Raw genomic sequence first — 18,075 nt, forward strand, 5'->3', positions numbered from 1 at the left:
TTACGTACTTAGTAGACACGGAACCCCCGCACCGCAGACGTGGCGGCGCGGGGGTGTGTAGGGAGGAAAGCTAGCTCTTAGCGGTCCAGCTTCAGGGTCTTCTGGGTGTACTCCCACATCTCGTCGTACAGCTTCTCATCGTTGCGCAGCTTGATGCCATAAGACGGAACCATCTCGCGGATCTTGTCTGCCCAATCAATCATGTGCTCGCCGAAGCAACGCTCCAGCAGCTCCAGCATGACGGCCGGGGCAATGGATGCACCCGGGGAAGCGCCGAGCAGGCCGGCGATATTGCCCTCTTGGTTGTTCACCAAGGTGGTGCCGAACTCGAGGGAGCCGAACTGCGGCGCACCAGCAGGCTTAATCACTTGGACGCGCTGCCCAGCGATAACAGTCTCCCAGTCGCTTTCCTTTGCTTCCGGTACGTACTCGCGCAGGGCTTCCACGCGGTCCGAGAAGCTCTTGCGCACCTCATCGACCAGGTACTTGGTCAGACCGAACTCTTGCACGGCAACGCCGAGGTAAGAGGTGATGTTGTCTGGGCGGATGGACTTGAACAGGTCCAGATAGGTGCCCTTCTTCAGGAACTTCGGGCTCCAGCCACCGTAAGGACCGAACAGCAGGCCCTTCTCGCCGTCGATAACGCGGGTATCCAGGTGCGGCACGGACATTGGCGGAGCGCCCACAGCAGCCTTGCCATAGACCTTTGCCTGGTGCTGCTCGATAAGCTCTGGGTTCTTGGAGCGCAGCCACAGACCGGATACCGGGAAGCCTGCGTAACCGGCAACTTCCTTCACCTTTGCCTTGCGCAGCAGGTCCAGGGCGTAACCGCCGGCACCTACGAAGACGAACTTGGCCTTAACTACGGTGATGTCGCCAGTGTGCTTGTTCTTGGAGTACACCTTCCACGCGGAGCCATCACGCTTGATGTCGATGACTTCATGTCCGTAGCGGATCTCGGTACCGGAGGCCTTAGCTGCGGTCAGGAACTGCTTGGTCAGCGCGCCAAAGTTGACGTCGGTACCAGCGTCGGTCCAGGAAATGGCCACCTTATTGGAGAAGTCACGGCCCTTCGCCATCAGCGGCAGCTTCTCAGCAAAGTCGGAATCGTCTGCGGAGAACTGCATGCCCGGGAACATGTGCTTCTCGCTCAGCACATCATAGCGGCGCTTGAGGTAATCCACCTGGATTTCGCCCTGTGCGAAGGACACGTGCGGAACCGGATTAATGAATTCGCTCGGGTCGGTGAGAATACCGTTGTTGAGCTGGTGGGACCAGAACTGGCGAGACTTCTGGAACTTCTCGTTGGTGCCCAGAGCCTTGGAGATATCAATGCGGCCATTCTTCTCCGGGGTGTAGTTCAGCTCGCACAGCGCGGAGTGACCGGTACCGGCGTTATTCCATGGGGAGGAGGACTCCAATGCGGGGCCATCGAGGCGCTCAAAGACCATCTGAGTCCAGCTGGGCTCCAACTCGCGGAGCATAGCACCCAGGGTGGCGCTCATGATGCCAGCACCGATTAGTACTACATCGACCTCGTCTACAACCTGTGCTGTCTTCTTAGCGGAGGACACTGTGTTATTACCTCTTCGAATTGAAAATAGATATCCATCGGCGCGGTCTACGCCTTGATTTTTAGCGCTTAGCGCCCCGCGCCACCATCGTTGCGCTATGACAACCTGGCAGTGCGTCACGCATTAAGGCCTTACTCTACGCTTTTTCTCATCCAATTTGGGATTTCTCCCCCAGACCAGTGGCGAAAATGTGGGAATTTCCGCCCCCAGTATTTACACCCCACCGGCAGCACCATAAGTTCTTCATTGCACCTAGAATCGAGGCATGGTTACACACTCCCCGGTATGGGGCCCAGACAAACTTGGCCCTGACTATGAAGCTGCCACCATTGACTTAGGCGCGGACCCCGATGGCGAGGGCGACGTGGTCACCACGCTGGTGCACTACGCGCCGGAGCACGCGGGTGGTACTGCACGTGAGTCAGCCACCCCGTCACGCCCGGCGCTGGTGTGGCTACACGGCATGACCGATTATTTCTTCCACACCCACGTAGCGGAGCACTTTGCCGCCGAGGGTTATGACTTTTATGCCATCGATCTGCGCAAGTGCGGCCGCTCGCGCCGCTCGGGCCAGTCGTGGCACTATGTATCGGATTTGGCGTTCTATTTCGCTGACCTCACCGCCGCACTCGATGCCATCCCCAATGATGAGGTCGTCTTCATCGCCCACTCCACCGGTGGCTTGATCGCCCCGCTGTGGATGGATCATCTGCGCCGAACCGACCGAGAACGCCACCAGCGCTTAGCGGGCCTCATCCTTAATAGTCCATGGCTCGACATGATGGGCGTGCCTGGCCAGATTCTCACTCCCCTCAAACCGTTGCTCTATGCGCTGGCCCGCAAGGCCCCCATGACTCCCCTGCCCGGTGGCAACCTCACCGCCTATGGCGAGTCCGTACACAAGGATTTCTACGGCGACTGGGATTTTGATCTTCGCTTTAAGCCATTGGCCGGCCATAAGAAATATGTCGGCTGGATAGCCGCGGTGTTCCATGGCTTTGATGCTATCCACAGCGGCCGCGTTGATGCCGGCGTCCCCATATTGACGCTGCAGTCCACCCGAACCCTATTGGGTCAGCCGTACTCCGACAGCGTGAACCACGCGGATGTCATCATCGACGTTGCGCAAACGCGGCGCTGGGCAAAGGAACTCAATGCCCACTACACCTTGCATCCCATCAAGGGCGCTAGGCACGATGTGTTCCTATCGCTTCCGGACCCGCTCCAAGAAGCTTTTGACACCTGTGACAAGTGGCTGCCCACCGTCCTCGATACTCCACAATCCACTCAGTAATTTAGCCCCTATATATAAGGAATAAACGTGACTACTTCACACCAGTCCCATACGACCGCTGCCGAGGAACATTTCGACCTCATTATCATCGGCACGGGCTCCGGAAACTCCATCCCTAGCCCGGATTTTGATGACCAGAAAATCGCCATCATTGAAAAAGGCACCTTCGGCGGCACCTGCCTCAACGTAGGCTGCATTCCCACCAAGATGTATGTCTATGCCGCCGATATTGCCCTAGCGGCGCGCGAGGCCGGCCGTCTAGGCCTAGATGCTCAGGTCAATAGCGTGGATTGGGATTCCATCGTGGACCGCGTCTTTACCAACCGCATTGACCAAATTGCCAAGGGCGGCGAGCAGTATCGCCGCGGTGAGGAAACGCCAAATATCACCGTATATGACGAGCATGCCCGCTTTGTTGGCCCGAAGACCATTCAGACCGGCGAACATGTCATCAGCGGCGACCAGATCGTCATTGCCGCCGGCTCCCGTCCGGTGATTCCGGAGGTCTATGCCAACTCGGGCGTGAAGTACTACACCAATGAAGACATCATGCGCATGGACCACCAGCCAGAAAGCCTCATTGTGGTAGGCGGTGGCTATATCGCCATGGAGTTTGCCCATGTCTTTGACGGTGTCGGCACCAAGGTGACCGTGGTCAATCGCTCCGAGACCTTGCTGCGACACTTGGATGATGACCTGTCCAGCCGCTTCAACCAGATTGCTCGCGATCGCTTCGACGTGCGCATAGCCAATGGCACCAAACTCGAGGAGACTGACAAGGGAGTGCGGTTGGAGCTAGATGATGGCACCTCTATTGAGGCAGAGGCCATTCTGGTTGCCACTGGACGCACCCCAAATGGCGACCAGATGGATGTAGATAAGGCAGGCATTGAGATGCTTTCCGACGGCCGACTAAAAACCGATGAGTTCGGCCGCACCACCGCCGAGGGCGTTTGGGCGCTTGGCGATGTCTCTTCTCCATATATGCTCAAGCACGTAGCCAATGCGGAGACCCGCGCCGTGCAGCACAATCTGCTCCACCCAGAAGATCTCCGCCCACTGCCCCACGACAATGTCCCCGCCGCCATCTTTACCCACCCACAAATCGCCACAGTGGGCCTAACTGAGAAGCAGGCACGACAGAAGGGCTTCGACGTCACCGTCAAGGTCCAGAACTTTGGCGACGTTGCCTACGGCTGGGCTATGGAAGATAGCACTGGCATCTGCAAGCTGGTAGCAGACCGCTCCACTGGGCAGCTTCTCGGCGCGCACCTCATGGGTCCACAGGCTTCTACCTTGATCCAGCAATTGATTACCGCGATGGCTTACAAATTGGACATGCGGGAGTTCATCCGCAACCAATATTGGATCCATCCCGCACTGCCAGAAGTAGTGGAAAATGCCCTTTTGGGACTGGAGTGGTAAAAGTAAATTGTTACGTGATCTTTCTCACACACGCCCAGTATCTTCCCAGCTTTCGGAGCATATTCCCATTTCACGCCAAGGAAGCCTCATTCGCACCTGCAGGGAATTCACCGCCATTTAGGGGCACGCATTAATTTAATGGATGAAATTCCGGCCCTTGACGTGCAAAAGGACAAGAGTTTTACTAGATTCACTGGGGACACCGGCTAGAGCCGATACGAACACGGCTACCGCGTGTTTCTGGATGTTCCCTGTACATTCAATAACACTTTGGTTTCCCAGTGTGGAAGCCTTGCAAGTACGACTTTTAAGGAATTTTGATATGCGTATCCGCAATGCAGCTATCGCTGGCGCAACCGCTCTCGCCGTTGCCTTCGGCGGCACCACCGTTGCCGTAGCAGCAGAGGGCTCCTCCGACGCCACCCAGACCGCTCCTGCCACTAACGAGGGCTCCTCCCAGGAGGGCTCCTCCTCCAAGGGCCAGAGCTTCCCTAACAAGGTAGACCAGGATTTGAAGCTCGAGGGCGAGAAGGAAGCTGACGGCACCAAGATCTTCGGTTCTTCCAAGGACTTCTCCGAGCAGCCGGTATGGGCTAAGGTTCTGTATTCCCTCACCATCCTGGGCGGCATCGGTGCTGTTCTGGGCGGCGTCATCGGCCCGGTCTACAACTTCATCAACCACGGCCCTTCCTTCTAAGCAACAGCCATACGGCTTCATCAAAACTTCCGAAAGGTAATTTTCACAATGCGTAACTTCCGCACTGCAGCCGTTGCTGCTGCTACCGCTGCTACCGTCGCTTTCGGCGGCGTCGCTGTCGCTTCTGCTGAAGACACCCCCAACGAGCGTGCTTCCCTGGGCGAGAACCTCTCCTCCGTCATCAAGGACACCAAGGCTGACAAAGGCGAGTACCCGACCCTGTCCTCCAAGATCGGCGCTAACGCTGACAAGGATAAGAAGGTAACCGGCCACGAACTTCTCGGTGTGGAGAAGGGCGAAAACAACCCTCGCTGGGGCGAGATCTGGCGCGACGGCACCGTTGCTCTGGGCATCACCTCCGCAATCGGCGCCCTGATCGGTGCTTACAACTACGCCGTATACAACGGCTTCATCCCTCACGTTCTGGACCCAATCTTCCGCTAATTGCTAGCCAAAGATTGGCTCTAGATAGCTAGGGATTGCGGGCCCCGTTTTAAGAACGGGGCCCCTTTGCTATGCACAGCTACGTGCTGAGTGCTGATGCCTTGCGCGGGACGTCAGCAAGCATGCACAAAGGCCGCCCCCACTTCCCTGCATTGGGTCGTGTGGAGGCGGCCTTTATTAAAAAGCTTTAGTCCTCGTCGGGAATGGTGAGGATTTCGTTGCCGTCCTCGGTAATGACGAGGGTGTGCTCAAACTGGGCGGTGAACTTGCCGTCGGTGTTTTGCACAGTCCAGTCATCATCCCAGATCTCGTAATCCAAGGAGCCAAGATTAATCATCGGCTCAACAGTCAGGGTCATACCAGGCTCAAGGATGTCGCGGTAAACGGTCGAGTCATGGTGCAGGACAACAAGGCCGTTATGGAAGGTTGGGCCGACGCCATGGCCGGTGAAGTCGCGCACGACGTTGTAGCCAAAACGCTTGACATAAGACTCAATCACGCGACCAATGACATTGATCTCGCGGCCAGGCTTTGCGGCCTTGATGCCGCGCATGGTGGCCTCCTTGGTGCGCTCTACCAGCAGGCGGTGTTCCTCGGAGACGTTACCGGCAAGGAAGGTGGCGTTATTATCGCCGTGGACGCCATTCTTATAAGCGGTGATATCGATATTGACGATGTCGCCATCCTCAATCACGGTGGTATCCGGGATGCCGTGGCAAACAATCTCATTGAGGGATACACAGCTGGACTTGGGGAAGCCGCGGTAGCCTAGCGTAGACGGGTAAGCGCCGTGGTCGCACATGTACTCGTGCGCGACGCGGTCCACGTAATCAGTGGTTACGCCCGGCTGCACGGCCTTTCCAGCCTCCTTGAGGGCGTTGGCCGCGATTTTGCAGGCCTCGCGCATCTTCTCAATAACCTCTGGGGACTGGACGTAGGGCTCACCAATGCCCTCTTGTACCTCGTCCTTCCACACGTACTCCGGTCGCTCAATGCTCTCCGGCACGGTGAGGATCGGAGTGGGCTTGCCTGGCTTTAGCTTTCCTCGATTACTCATGGTTTCCCATGGTAGTCCTCTGCGCCCATAATGCAGCAGCCGGGGTCATAAGCTAGGGCCGTAGCTTCAGCTCTGGGTCTAGGTCTATCCCTCGGCCGGCGGAGCCGCACCCTTGTGCGGACCGGAGCGGTAGTCATCGACCTTCTGCAAGAAATTGCTGGTGATATTGACCGAAGCATCGGAGCCGCCGCCCAAGACCACGAGGGTGGCAAAGGCGATATCGTCTTCTTCGCGGTAGCCGGTAAACCAGGCGTGCGAGCCCTCATTAATCTCGGCCTCACCGGTCTTGCCGTAAATCGTGCCACCCGCTGCCATACTGCGGGCAGTACCGCTGGTGACCACTTGGCGCATCATGGCGCGGACATTGTCCAGCACGTGCTTGGGAATCCGCTGCGGCTTATCGGACGCTTTAGTCTCATGGCCCTCAATCAGCGAAGGCGTCGGCGTTTTGCCATTAGCAACCGTTGCAGAAACAAGTGCCATGCCGAAAGGGCTCGCCAAGTCATAGCCCTGTCCATAGCCGGCTTCCGTGCGCTCTAGTGGTTCTTTTCCCTCCGGGATGGAACCAGTAATGGTAGTGAGGCCCGGAATATCGTATTCCACGCCGAAGCCGAACTTCTTTCCCATGTCCTTCAATTCACCGGGCTTGAGCTTAGTAGAAATATCCGCAAAGGTGGTGTTGCAGGACTGCGCGAATGCTTGGCTAAGAGGAACGCTGCCTAGGGCGAAGGCATTATAGTTGGTCACCACGCGGCCAAAGATGTCCATGGTGCCCGGGCACGGCACGATGGAATCGGTAGTAAGGCCCTGGTTTTCTACACCCGCCGCGGCAGTGAGAATCTTGAACACTGAGCCGGGTGGGTACTGGCCTTGGAGGGCTACGTCACCGTCTTCATCGGCCTTCTCGGTTTGGGCGACGGCCAAAATATCGCCATTAGAAGGCCGGATGGCTACGAGCATAGCTTGCGAATCCGAGCGCTCGTTTACCGCTTCTTGTGCGGCGCGCTGCACGTCGTAATCAAGGCCCACCTTAATCGACGGTGCAGCATTAGGCGCATGCTTCTCGACGTCCGAAAGCGCCGCACCATTCTCATTGACCACGGAGATGGACCAGCCAGTTTGACCATCGACCTCGTCTTGGACCGCAGAGCGCACGCGCGACATAAGATCGGGGGCTAACCCGCGGTCGCGGGTAACCAAGGCTGGCTCCTCGTTGAGGCGCACGCCGTCCATGCCCTCCACCTTCGGGCGCACCGCCTTGGCTTGGTCCTCCGTGAACATAGTTACGGAGTAAGAACCGTCTGCATCCTCCAATTTCTTGGCCAAATCCTTGGCATCAATGTCTGCAATTGACTCATCCTGGCGATGGGCGGCTGCCAACGCGCCGCTAATCTTTGACGCGGTAGGGCGCACATCCTCCAAGGAACTGGTATCTACCACCAGTCGGTAGTTCAGGCCCGGGCTCATCAATTCCACTCCATTGGAAGAAACTACGCTGGCACGCTTTGCTTCCAACGCGCGCAGCTCTAAGTGCTGGTTTGCTCCCAGGTCGGGGTGGATAAGGCTTGGCTTCCACCGCACCGTCCACTCATCCTCAGTCTTCGTCAGCGTCATCTGCGTGTCATAGCTCAAGGTACGATCCTTGGGCAGATCCCAGGTGACCTTGTAGTTCGCCGTGGCGAGGGTCTCATCTTGGTCCATGCCTTCAAGCTCAATGTCGAGCCCCTCGGCCTGCAGGCCGGAGTAGGTGGCATCGAGGGCGGAGGTGGCGTCGGAGGGGGCATCGGTAAGCGCGGCTAAGCCGTCATTATTGCGGGATTCCATCCCCTGGAGGAATTCTTCCGCGACCGGTTCCGCAGAAACCGGCTTCGGTGTACAGGCAACCACGCTGGTGGAGGCGAGCGTGATAGTTGCAACCAGCGCGACCAACTTCTTCATGTCTTGGCACTCTAGCAGCGCAAGCGCCAAAAAAGACTGCCCCACACCGAAGTGCGGGGCAGTCTGCTCAAAGTGGGTAAATTACTGGGTTACGCGAACCTCAGCCTTGGCACCTTCCACGGCTTCCATACCCTGCTCATCGGCAATGCGCATGGCCTCTTCAATAAGGGTTTCCACAATCTTGTCCTCCGGCACGGTGCGAACGACCTCGCCCTTAACAAAGATCTGACCCTTGCCATTGCCGGAGGCAACGCCGAGGTCAGCATCGCGGGCCTCGCCTGGGCCATTGACAACGCAGCCCATCACGGCAACGCGCAGCGGGAACTCCATGCCCTCCAATCCTGCGGTAACTTCCTCCGCCAGCTTGTAAACGTCCACCTGGGCGCGGCCACAGGACGGGCAGGAGACGATTTCCAGTTTGCGCGGGCGCAGGTTGAGCGACTGCAGAATCTGGTCGCCCACCTTGATTTCCTCTACCGGCGGAGCGGACAGGGACACGCGAATGGTATCGCCAATGCCTTCTGCCAACAGTGCGCCAAAGGCAACCGAAGACTTGATGGTGCCCATGAACTTCGGACCAGCCTCGGTCACGCCGAGGTGCAGCGGGTAATCAGTCTTTTCCGCCAGCTGGCGGTAGGCCTCCACCATCAGAACCGGATCGGAGTGCTTAACGGAAATAGCGATATCGCCATAACCGTGCTCCTCAAAGAGGCCAGCCTCCCAAATAGCGGACTCGACGAGTGCCTCCGGGGTGGCCTTGCCATACTTCTCCAGCAAGCGCTTGTCCAAGGAGCCACCATTCACGCCGATGCGAATTGGAATGCCGGCATCGCCGGCGGCCTTAGCGACTTCCTTCACGCGGCCATCAAACTCGCGGATATTGCCCGGGTTCACGCGGATGGCGGCGCAACCAGCATCGATGGCCTGGAAGATGTACTTAGGCTGGAAGTGGATATCCGCAATCACCGGGATGGGAGATTTCTTGGCAATGGCCGGAAGTGCCTCCGCATCGATGGGCTTAGGGCAAGCCACGCGCACGATATCGCAGCCGGAAGCGGTCAGCTGCGCGATCTGCTGCAGTGTGCCATTGATGTCGTGCGTCTTGGTATTGGTCATCGACTGCACCGAAATTGGTGAGTCAGAGCCGACACCGACCGGGCCCACCTGCAGCTGACGAGTCTTGCGGCGTGGGTGCAGGACTGGTGGTGGGCCGTCTGGGATTCCTAGACCGATGGGGGTCGACATGAATTCTCCTTGTTGAAGCACAGTAAGTACATACGTTGGGTGATTAACGCCCCCACTCTAGCACTGCTTGCTTTATGCCTGAAGTGCACGCAGCGGGGGCTACGGCGGCTAGCCAAATAGCCGTATGGGGTTGACCACATCGGCGACGATGACGATGACACCAACGCCCATTAGCAGCGCGGCTATAACGTAGGTCACCGGCATCAACTTGGTGTAATCGGCCGGGCCCAGAGCGGGCTTACCCGCCAGCTTGCGGATGCCATCGCGCAGCTTTTCATAGATGATGACTGCGATATGTCCGCCGTCGAAAGGCGGCAGCGGAATCAGGTTAAAAAGTGCGAGGAAGAAGTTCAGTGTAGCCAGCATCATAAAGAACATTGACCACAGGGAGCGCTCCGCCAATTCGCCGCCCACGCGAGAAGCGCCGACGACGGACATCGGGCCATCGGCCTCGCGTTCGTGGCCGAAGATGGAGGCCACCACACCCGGAATTTTGCCGGGGAATTGCTTAAGACCGTCAACCGTTGCTCCCAGCGAATAGGTGCTAAAGCGCCAGGTTGCCGGTAGGGCGTCGACGGCGTCGTGCTTTTCGACGACATCGATAAGTTGATTGCTCAGCCCGATTGAGCCAGCATCCACTAACTCGCCATCTTGGTTCAACCGCTTGACCGTATCGAGGTGGACTGTGAAGTCCCTGTCTTCCCCACCGCGCTCGACCGTCAGCGTGATGGTCTCGCCAGGGCGCTGCATTACCTCATCTCGCAGCTGGGTAAAAGAATCCAGCTTCTGACCATCGAGGGCCACAATAATATCGCCCTCCTGCACGCCGGCCTGTCCAGCGGGGCCTTTACCCGTGCACGTTTCTAGCTCTTGGTTCGGCTTCTGATTGGCCGAGCAAGTCACCTCGCCCACACGCGGGCGCACATCAGCATCCGGATTGGGCAGGCCAGCCGTCATCGCCACAAAGTAGAGGATGACAAAGCCCAAAATCAGGTTGACAGCGATGCCGCCGGCCATCACGATTATGCGCTGCCACCACGGCTTTTTATACATCGCATGGGGCTCCTCTTCCTCGGTGAGGAATTCATCCTGCGCGGTCATGCCAGCGATATCGCAAAACCCGCCTACTGGGAAGGCCGCAAGTCCATATTCGGTGTGGCCCTTCCGGAAGGAAAAAAGGCGCGGCCCAAAGCCAATAAAATAGCGGCGCACGCGCATGCCAAAGGCACGCGCGGTGAGCATATGGCCTGCTTCGTGCAGCGCTACGGTAAGCCCGATGCCGAGGGCGAAAAACATAATGCCCAGCAAGTTTGCCATGGTGTGAAAGCTTTCTAGTCAGCCAGCGAATCAATCAGCGCATTCGCGCGCCTGCGCGCCTCGCCTTCCACCGCGAGGATTTCATCGAGGCTAGAGACTACACCAGCAAACTCGGATGCGGAATCAAGGATCCTGCCCACGACGTCCACGATCTCCGGGAAATGGATGCGCCCGGACAAGAACGCGGCCGCTGCCTCCTCATTGGCGGCGTTGTAGATGACCCCTGTTCCCTCAGCCGCGGCCCTGCGGGCGAGGTTGACGGCGGGAAAGGCGGCATCATCAAGCGGCTCAAAACGCCAATCATGCGCCTGCGCAAAGTCCAAGGCTGGCTGGGCACCTGGTACGCGGTGCGGCCAATTCAGCGCTAGCGAAATGGGCAGCTTCATCGACGGCGGCGAGACCTGAGCAATCGTGCAGCCGTCCTTGAAGGTGGCCATGGAGTGAATGATGGACTGCGGGTGCACGGTGACGTCGATGCGCTCCGGGGCGATGTTAAAGAGCAGCGTTGCTTCAATAAGCTCCAAGCCCTTGTTAATGAGGGTGGCAGAGTTGAGGGTATTCATCTGCCCCATGGACCACGTAGGGTGCTGCGCTGCCTGCTCAGGGGTCACATCCCACATCTCTTCGCGCGACCAACCACGGAAGGGGCCACCAGAGGCGGTAAGGACGAGCTTATCCAACTCCCCCTCCTCGCCGGCACGCAGGCACTGCGCCATGGCGGAGTGTTCTGAGTCAACAGGGATAATCTGGCCAGGGCGCGCCTTCTGCGTAACCAGCGTGCCGCCCGCGACGAGGGATTCCTTATTGGCCAAGGCTAAGTACTCGCCCATCTCCAAGGTGGCCAAGGTGGCCTTGAGCCCCAAAGAACCCACTAAGGCATTGAGGACCGTATCGGCCGGAGTCGAGCGCACTAGGTGCTCTGCAGCGTCGGCGCCACTCAAAACCGAACCGCCTAAAGCGGCCGACACCTCGGCCGCGGCGCCCTCGTTGGCCACGGCAACGTGGTCAAACGAAAGGTTGAGGCTACGGGCTTGTTCGATGATGAGCTGCGGGTTGGAGCCACCCGCAGCGATTCCCACGACGTCGAATTTATCGGGATTATCCGCAATGACTTCCAGAGCCTGCGTGCCGATTGAACCGGTGGAACCAAGAATGAGTATTCGCTGAGTAGTCACGCTTCCACCCTAGCGCCCACCACCATTGGGCGGTTGCGGCAGGTACGCCACACTGCGACGGGGGTGTTTAATCGCCATCTAAGGTGCGATGTTTTAGAATGTGTAACAGACAAATGGCATTGGTGTGCCCGCATGCCCATCGCACAGACGGACACACGCAGAAGCGAAGGAGAGCAAGTGTCTTCCCACAAGCCGGTACCGCAGGTATTTGACGGTGTTTCTACTGAGGACGTTCCATCCGCAGGATTCGGTTGGTCCCGCATCAGCCGCTCTGGCGTACAGATCGCCGGTTGGATTTCTGTCCTGTTCCTGCTTGCCTACAACTTTGGTAACCACAAGGGCCACGTTGAGACCATCTGGCTCATTGCCTTGGCTATCTTGCTCGTCGTTGGCCTGCTCATCCACGCTTTCCAGCCTAAGCTGCACCAGGTTCGCACCGTAACCGCCCGCAACCAGCCGGTGGGCCACCAGGAGCCGGACTGGGTCTACGACCAGAAGACCAACACCGGCGTATACGCCGAGCTGACCGATTCCCAGCTGCGCGCGCTCAACATTGAGCCTTCCCGCGTTTCTCACCTGCGCGTTGAGCCAGGCACCAACAACGCCACCCCGGTTACTTCCGGCAAGCACGCGCTCTAAGCTTTTAGTACGCTTTAGCTACCGCCGCCCTTCCCCGCGAAGGCCGGCGGTTTCTTTATGCCTCCGCTTGGCGACGCCCCCCTACTCACCAACACATTCTGTCGTTTAGGCCCCACTCCCAGCCCGACGAACCCAACCGCGCCTGCGAGGGCTGCGATGCGGCCACTGTCTCGGGGACCAGAGGATTAAGACACCCAGTGCCCCACCTTGGCGTATATCTCAGGCAAGGAGTTGTCCACGCGTTTGCCGCTTACCCGGAGGGCAACGATATAGCACGCAACGGGAACCGCAATGACGAGGATAAACCCCAGCGCAACCAGAACCATATTCGATCCGTAGCCGATGGCCATTGGAATGACGCCGGGAATAATCGGCGTCCAGCCAATAAACAGGTTCAAGATTGCGCTTAAGAAGGCGCTGGCCGAGTAGCCAGATTTATCTGCCCACATACTGCCACCGGGCCGCGCGGTGGCAAAGGGATTAAAGGTGGAAAGCAGCAATGACAATCCCGCAGAAGAAATGAAAATTCCCAGTGCTACCACCATCAAGCACCCGGTGAGCGCTTTGTCGGCGCTCACCGTGAAAAGCACCGCCGCCGAGAGGACGAAGATTATGGCTGTGGGCGCCAAGTGCGCCCAGTGCCGCGCGTAGAGCAAGGTGCGCGGACGGACTGGGGCGACCATCTTTACCCACAGGCTTGGACCGTCGTAGCCAAAATCATTAGTGGCTACCATTCCGCCGAAGAGTCCCAGAAATAGCATTCCTATAGACGGCAAGTCGGAATCAGTAGTAAAGCCCTGAATGATAAAGACGATTGCCAAAATCGGCTGCATGATGACGGTGCCGATAAGGCGAGAGTCACGGAAGATGTAGCGCAACGAGCGCGTAAATTCCATGGCAGCCGGACCGCGATAGGAAAAGGTGCCCAAGGAAAAGCGGCTTACCCCTTTGACCTTTTCGCGGCGTTGGTGCGCCGGAGAGAAGAGTGTGCGGCGCTCGAATTGCAGGCGCAGCAACCGGTGCCACGCCCACACGGCTGCGCCCAACGACGCCGCGGCGATGAGGACCTGTGCAAGTGCCACCGCCAGTTGGCCTTGGGCGAGCGCGAGCGCCCAGCCCACTGGTGCGCCTACGGGCGTCCATGCCAGCCCCTCGCCGACAGTTCCCAATGGGAAGTCAGAGCCAGCAAGGGAAGCAAGCCGATTAGAACCAAAGATGAGCAAGAACACCGCCAGCGCACCCAAAACTTTAAGGGAGGTCGAGCTTAGCTCCGCGACAGTAGCCCCGACATAGACCGCAAGGTCCACTAAAACCAGCGTCAGCACTAGGGCAAAGAGCATACCCAGGCAGAAGGACACGATGAACAATGCCTTGCCATTGGCCGCCAAGATCACACTTCCCGCCACCGCATAGGCGATGGAGAGCAAGACAGATACCGGAGCGCGCAGATTGAGTATTGAGGCAATAGCCAGTGCCGGTGTGATGTCTTTTAAGCGCACCGGCAACGCGGAAAGTTCACGGGCAGAAAGCTGATTCTCCCCGCTGGGCATGATGAGGGTGATAACGATAAAGGCAAGTGTGCCTACAGCGGGGGCCACGGCCAGCGCTTGCATTTTTCCAGTTCCGATGGAGATATCTGCCGCAGCAAGAGCTCCTAGCGACGCAAGGCCTATGAGTCCGTAGAGCAACAGGCAGATTGGAATCAAGACCGCTGAGGCATTCGACTTTAGGTTCCGCACCCACAATGTGCGATGAAGTTTTAGCAGCGTAGAGGTCATAAGGACTAAAACTCCCCTCCCCTACGTTGCGGCTCGTCGCTATCGCGCCGCAGCCAATCAAAGGAGCCGGCATCAAATTCACCGCCGCCGGCGAAGTGGATAAAGGCATCCGTGAGGCTGCCTTCTTGGCGCACCTCCTCTACGTGTCCAGCAGATAGCACTTGGCCACCGGCAATAATGGCTACGTGGTCGCACAGCCCCTCCACCAATTGCATGACATGGGAGGACAAGATAACCGTGCCACCGCGGTCAACGTAGGCACGCAGTAGTTCCTGAATGAGTTTGCCTGATACAGGATCCACGGCCTCCAAAGGCTCATCAAGAATCACAACTTCTGGGTTGTGCAATAGTGCACCAGCTAGGAGGATCTTTTTGGTCATGCCAGCGGAGTAGTCTGCGATGGGCTTATCGGCGGCGTCGGCAAGCTGCAAGGCATCCAAGAGTTGCGCGCTGCGGTGTTCCGCCTCCATTTGATTCATACGGCGCAATGCCCCGAGGTAGAAAAGGAATTCCGGTCCTGACAAGCGGTCGAAAACTGGAGCACCATCGATAAGAAGGCCCATTGCCGCCTTCGCTGCGAGCGGGTCCTGCCAGGTATTGTGCCCGGCGATAAAGGCCTCGCCGCTATCTGGCCGCAGTAAGCCGCAAGCCATGGTGAGCATGGTCGTCTTGCCAGCGCCATTCGGTCCGACGATGCCATAAATAGAGCCCCGCGGGATGTCGAGGCTCAAATTCGACACCGCGGGGCGTCCAGCGAAAGATTTATTCAGACCGCGCACGGCCAAGGCCTGCGAGGTGGGGTCATCTGCAAGCGGCGGATAATTCGGAGTAATCATATCCGCCAATCTTATCAGTTAGGCGGACTTATCTTCCCGTTCATCCGCTGCGAGCTGACCACAAGCTGCCGCAATCTCATCACCCTTGGTATCGCGCACCGTGCAAGGAACGCCTTGGGCCTGTACGCGGCGCACGAACTCGTCTTGGCGGTCCTGCGGGGCCGCATCCCACTCCGAGCCCGGCGTGGGATTGAGCGGAATGACATTGACGTGAACCTTGGAGCCCAGCTTCTGATGCAGCTTGCGGCCCAGCATATCCGCGCGGAAATCTTGATCATTCTTATCGCGAATCAGGGCATACTCAATAGACACGCGGCGGGCAGACTTATCCGCGTAATAACGCGCAGCATCGAGCACCTCATCGACGGACCAACGGTTATTGACCGGCACGAGGCCATCGCGCAGCTCATCATCCGGAGTGTGCAAGGAAACGGCGAGCGTGCAGGCCAAATCCTCGTCCGCCAGCTTACGGATTGCCGGAGCCAAGCCCACGGTAGACACAGTCACGTTGCGCTGGGAAAGACCAAAGCCGGCACCATCCTGGCCGGTAATCTGCCGCACGGCCTGCACCACACGCTTATAGTTAGCCAGCGGCTCCCCCATCCCCATGAAGACCACGTTGGACAGGCGGCCACCTTCTGCCGCCATTGCGGCTGCAGCATGGCGGAACTGCTCAACGATCTCGCCCGTAGACAAGTTACGGTCCAGACCGCCCTGGCCGGTAGCGCAGAACGGGCAGGCCATACCGCAGCCGGCCTGGGAAGAAATACACAACGTAGCGCGTCCTGGGTAGCGCATCAGAACCGACTCCAGCAGCGTGCCATCATGCAAACGCCACAGGGACTTAGTGGTCTCGCCGTCATCCGTGGAAGTAGTCCGGATAGGCTTCATGAGCTCAGGGAAGAAGGCTTCCTTAACTGCTTCGCGCTTGCCGGCAGGGATATCGGTCATATCCTCCACATTGTCGGTATAGTGCTCGTAATAGTGCTTAGCCAGCTGCTTTGCACGGAATTTAGGTAGGCCAATTTCTGCGAGCTTATCAATGCGCTCGGTTTCGGTCAGGTCGGCGAAGTGCTTAGGGGGAAGTCCGCGGCGCGGGGCGGAGAAATTAAGTTTCACTGGTTGAGCCATAGTGTTGCCCATCTTTCCACGGTCTGCGTGGGTTTTTCCAATTGAAAGCCGTGCCAAGTGGCATAATCGACAGGTTTAAAGAAATAATGGATACATGACAAATCCGAATTACCCCGCAGATGACTTTTCTTCTTCCGACGCAGACCTCTCCTCGACGGAGATGAACGCTTCTGCACCGGAGACCGGTTCTAGCCTAGAGCCGACGGTCTCTGACTCTACTTCTCACTCCACCCAGCCTTCCGGCAAGGCGAAGGGATCTTTCGCAGCCAGCACATGGATCGCGCTCATCGTAGGTTTCCTGCTACTGATTGTTCTCATTGTTTTCATCATGCAAAACCAGCACGCGGTTCCCATGAATTTCCTAGGCTGGTCCGGTGAGTTCCCTGCTGGAATCGCTTTCCTCATCTTCGCCATTGGCGGAGCACTCATCATGGCGCTAGTGGGTGGCTGGCGCATGTTTGAGTTGCGCCGCCAACTGCGCAAGCAGGCTCAGCAGGTATAGGTCTTAAAAAGCCGCCTCTCCCCCTGTCCTGCCTTCTTAGGACGGACTATTGGGGAGAGGCGGCTTTTGCGTACCCGCTGCTTCTATGGCGTGAACGTTGCCAGGAAGCTAATGGCCACCCAGGTGACCATGGCGGAAGGCAGCATGCCATCTAGGCGGTCCATCAGGCCCCCATGGCCTGGCAGCAGGGCCGACATGTCTTTGATTCCCAGCTCACGCTTAAACTGTGATTCCACTAAGTCGCCCAAGGTGGCGCAAATGACAAGGCCAAGCCCCATCAGGCCGCCCACCCAGGCATCGTGATGGAGCAGGAACTTAACGGTAAGCGCGCCGGTGACCACGCCAAAGAGGATGGACCCGGCAAAGCCCTCCCACGATTTCTTTGGGCTTACTGCAGGGGCCATGGGATGCGAGCCAAACATCACGCCAGCGATATAGCCACCAGTATCGGAGGCCACCACGCACAACATGAAGACCACGATGGAGGCGGCGCCACTGGCAAATGGGGTCGACACCAGGGACAGCATTGCTGCGAAGGTGGCAAAAAGCGGAATCCATGTCAGCACAAAAATGCCGACGGACATATCCCGCAGGTAGTTAATTGGTGGGCGATGGCGACCATTATGGAAGAGGCGACCAAACATAAGCGCCAGCACAGCGGTGACATAGACCGCAACAAGGCCGGGCGCGCCCAGTGGCCACGAGACCCACACCATAGCTTGGCCCAAAATAATGAGCAACGTGCGCGGGATATAGTAGGAATGCTCCCGCAGGCGGCTGAGCACCTCCCACATAGCAACGCCAACTGCAAGGGCCACAAACGCGTACCACGCGAGTGGGCCGGCCCATACGGCGAGCACGACGAGTGCGCCGAGACCTACGCCGACGCCGATAGCGGCCGGCAAATCGCGGCCTGCGCCATTCTTCGGCTGAGGCAATCGGCGGTTAATGGCGTCACTCACGATGACCGGCTCCTTTCGCTGCTTCTTTCGCGCTCCCTCGCTAACTTTCCACTGCTCGACC

General features: G+C 58.2%; 16 protein-coding genes. 6 read left to right on the forward strand and 10 right to left on the reverse strand.

All coding sequences use genetic code 11. The features are described from left to right. Positions 1-77 precede the first annotated feature (77 nt). Positions 78-1,574 (reverse strand): malate dehydrogenase (quinone), encoded by a 1,497-nt coding sequence (mqo, locus tag BKN05_RS01260; protein ID WP_286687734.1) that lies wholly within the window; start codon positions 1,572-1,574, stop codon positions 78-80. 265 nt (positions 1,575-1,839) lie between these two features. Here mqo and BKN05_RS01265 point away from each other — a divergent pair, with 265 nt between their 5' ends. From BKN05_RS01265 to BKN05_RS01280, 4 genes are all read left to right on the forward strand, one after another. Next, on the forward strand, positions 1,840-2,868 hold the full coding sequence (locus BKN05_RS01265; RefSeq protein WP_286687735.1) for an alpha/beta hydrolase: 1,029 nt from the start codon (positions 1,840-1,842) through the stop codon (positions 2,866-2,868). 27 nt (positions 2,869-2,895) lie between these two features. Further along, positions 2,896-4,293, forward strand: coding sequence for a mycothione reductase (gene mtr / locus BKN05_RS01270; protein WP_286687736.1), 1,398 nt, complete (start codon positions 2,896-2,898; stop codon positions 4,291-4,293). 322 nt (positions 4,294-4,615) lie between these two features. Next, entirely contained in the window at positions 4,616-4,990 is a 375-nt protein-coding gene (locus BKN05_RS01275; RefSeq protein ID WP_286687737.1) for a hypothetical protein, read from the forward strand. 48 nt (positions 4,991-5,038) lie between these two features. Then, positions 5,039-5,434, forward strand: coding sequence for a hypothetical protein (locus BKN05_RS01280; protein WP_286687738.1), 396 nt, complete (start codon positions 5,039-5,041; stop codon positions 5,432-5,434). A 187-nt stretch (positions 5,435-5,621) separates the two neighbouring features. Here BKN05_RS01280 and map read toward each other — a convergent pair whose 3' ends face one another. The 5 genes from map to dxr all read right to left on the reverse strand — a co-directional run bounded on the left by map (position 5,622) and on the right by dxr (position 12,166). Further along, the gene (map, locus tag BKN05_RS01285) at positions 5,622-6,491 is read right to left on the reverse strand and encodes a type I methionyl aminopeptidase (RefSeq protein WP_286687739.1); all 870 of its coding nucleotides are present in this window, start codon (positions 6,489-6,491) and stop codon (positions 5,622-5,624) included. Between the two features lie 84 nt (positions 6,492-6,575). Then, positions 6,576-8,429, reverse strand: coding sequence for a penicillin-binding transpeptidase domain-containing protein (locus BKN05_RS01290; protein ID WP_286687740.1), 1,854 nt, complete (start codon positions 8,427-8,429; stop codon positions 6,576-6,578). Between the two features lie 81 nt (positions 8,430-8,510). Continuing rightward, on the reverse strand, positions 8,511-9,674 hold the full coding sequence (ispG, locus tag BKN05_RS01295; RefSeq protein ID WP_023021310.1) for a flavodoxin-dependent (E)-4-hydroxy-3-methylbut-2-enyl-diphosphate synthase: 1,164 nt from the start codon (positions 9,672-9,674) through the stop codon (positions 8,511-8,513). A gap of 108 nt (positions 9,675-9,782) precedes the next feature. Further along, positions 9,783-10,991, reverse strand: a complete 1,209-nt coding sequence (locus tag BKN05_RS01300; RefSeq protein ID WP_286687741.1) for a M50 family metallopeptidase — start codon at positions 10,989-10,991, stop codon at positions 9,783-9,785. Between the two features lie 14 nt (positions 10,992-11,005). After that, positions 11,006-12,166, reverse strand: coding sequence for a 1-deoxy-D-xylulose-5-phosphate reductoisomerase (gene dxr / locus BKN05_RS01305; protein WP_286687742.1), 1,161 nt, complete (start codon positions 12,164-12,166; stop codon positions 11,006-11,008). 132 nt (positions 12,167-12,298) lie between these two features. Here dxr and BKN05_RS01310 point away from each other — a divergent pair, with 132 nt between their 5' ends. Beyond that, positions 12,299-12,805 carry a DUF2631 domain-containing protein gene (locus BKN05_RS01310; RefSeq protein WP_193393089.1) on the forward strand — a complete coding sequence of 169 codons (507 nt, stop codon included), beginning with the start codon at positions 12,299-12,301 and terminating at the stop codon, positions 12,803-12,805. A 185-nt stretch (positions 12,806-12,990) separates the two neighbouring features. On the opposite strand, the gene BKN05_RS01315 is transcribed toward BKN05_RS01310, so the two are convergent. The 3 genes from BKN05_RS01315 to rlmN are packed head-to-tail and all read right to left on the reverse strand — an operon-like array spanning position 12,991 to position 16,550. Then, positions 12,991-14,544: a hypothetical protein gene (locus tag BKN05_RS01315; protein WP_286687743.1), complete on the reverse strand. Its 1,554-nt coding sequence runs from the start codon at positions 14,542-14,544 to the stop codon at positions 12,991-12,993. Positions 14,545-14,588: 44 nt separating this feature from the next. Then, positions 14,589-15,419 (reverse strand): ABC transporter ATP-binding protein, encoded by an 831-nt coding sequence (locus BKN05_RS01320; RefSeq protein ID WP_286687744.1) that lies wholly within the window; start codon positions 15,417-15,419, stop codon positions 14,589-14,591. An 18-nt stretch (positions 15,420-15,437) separates the two neighbouring features. Next, positions 15,438-16,550 (reverse strand): dual-specificity RNA methyltransferase RlmN, encoded by a 1,113-nt coding sequence (gene rlmN, locus BKN05_RS01325; RefSeq protein ID WP_408923807.1) that lies wholly within the window; start codon positions 16,548-16,550, stop codon positions 15,438-15,440. A gap of 94 nt (positions 16,551-16,644) precedes the next feature. Between rlmN and BKN05_RS01330 the strand changes: the two genes are divergently transcribed. Continuing rightward, the gene (locus tag BKN05_RS01330) at positions 16,645-17,052 is read left to right on the forward strand and encodes a LapA family protein (protein WP_225746794.1); all 408 of its coding nucleotides are present in this window, start codon (positions 16,645-16,647) and stop codon (positions 17,050-17,052) included. 83 nt (positions 17,053-17,135) lie between these two features. On the opposite strand, the gene BKN05_RS01335 is transcribed toward BKN05_RS01330, so the two are convergent. Then, the gene (locus BKN05_RS01335) at positions 17,136-18,014 is read right to left on the reverse strand and encodes a phosphatidate cytidylyltransferase (RefSeq protein WP_193393087.1); all 879 of its coding nucleotides are present in this window, start codon (positions 18,012-18,014) and stop codon (positions 17,136-17,138) included. Positions 18,015-18,075 lie beyond the last annotated feature (61 nt).

It is taken from the genome of Corynebacterium sp. S5S1 (genome assembly GCF_001913985.1).
Lineage (GTDB): Bacteria > Actinomycetota > Actinomycetes > Mycobacteriales > Mycobacteriaceae > Corynebacterium > Corynebacterium marquesiae.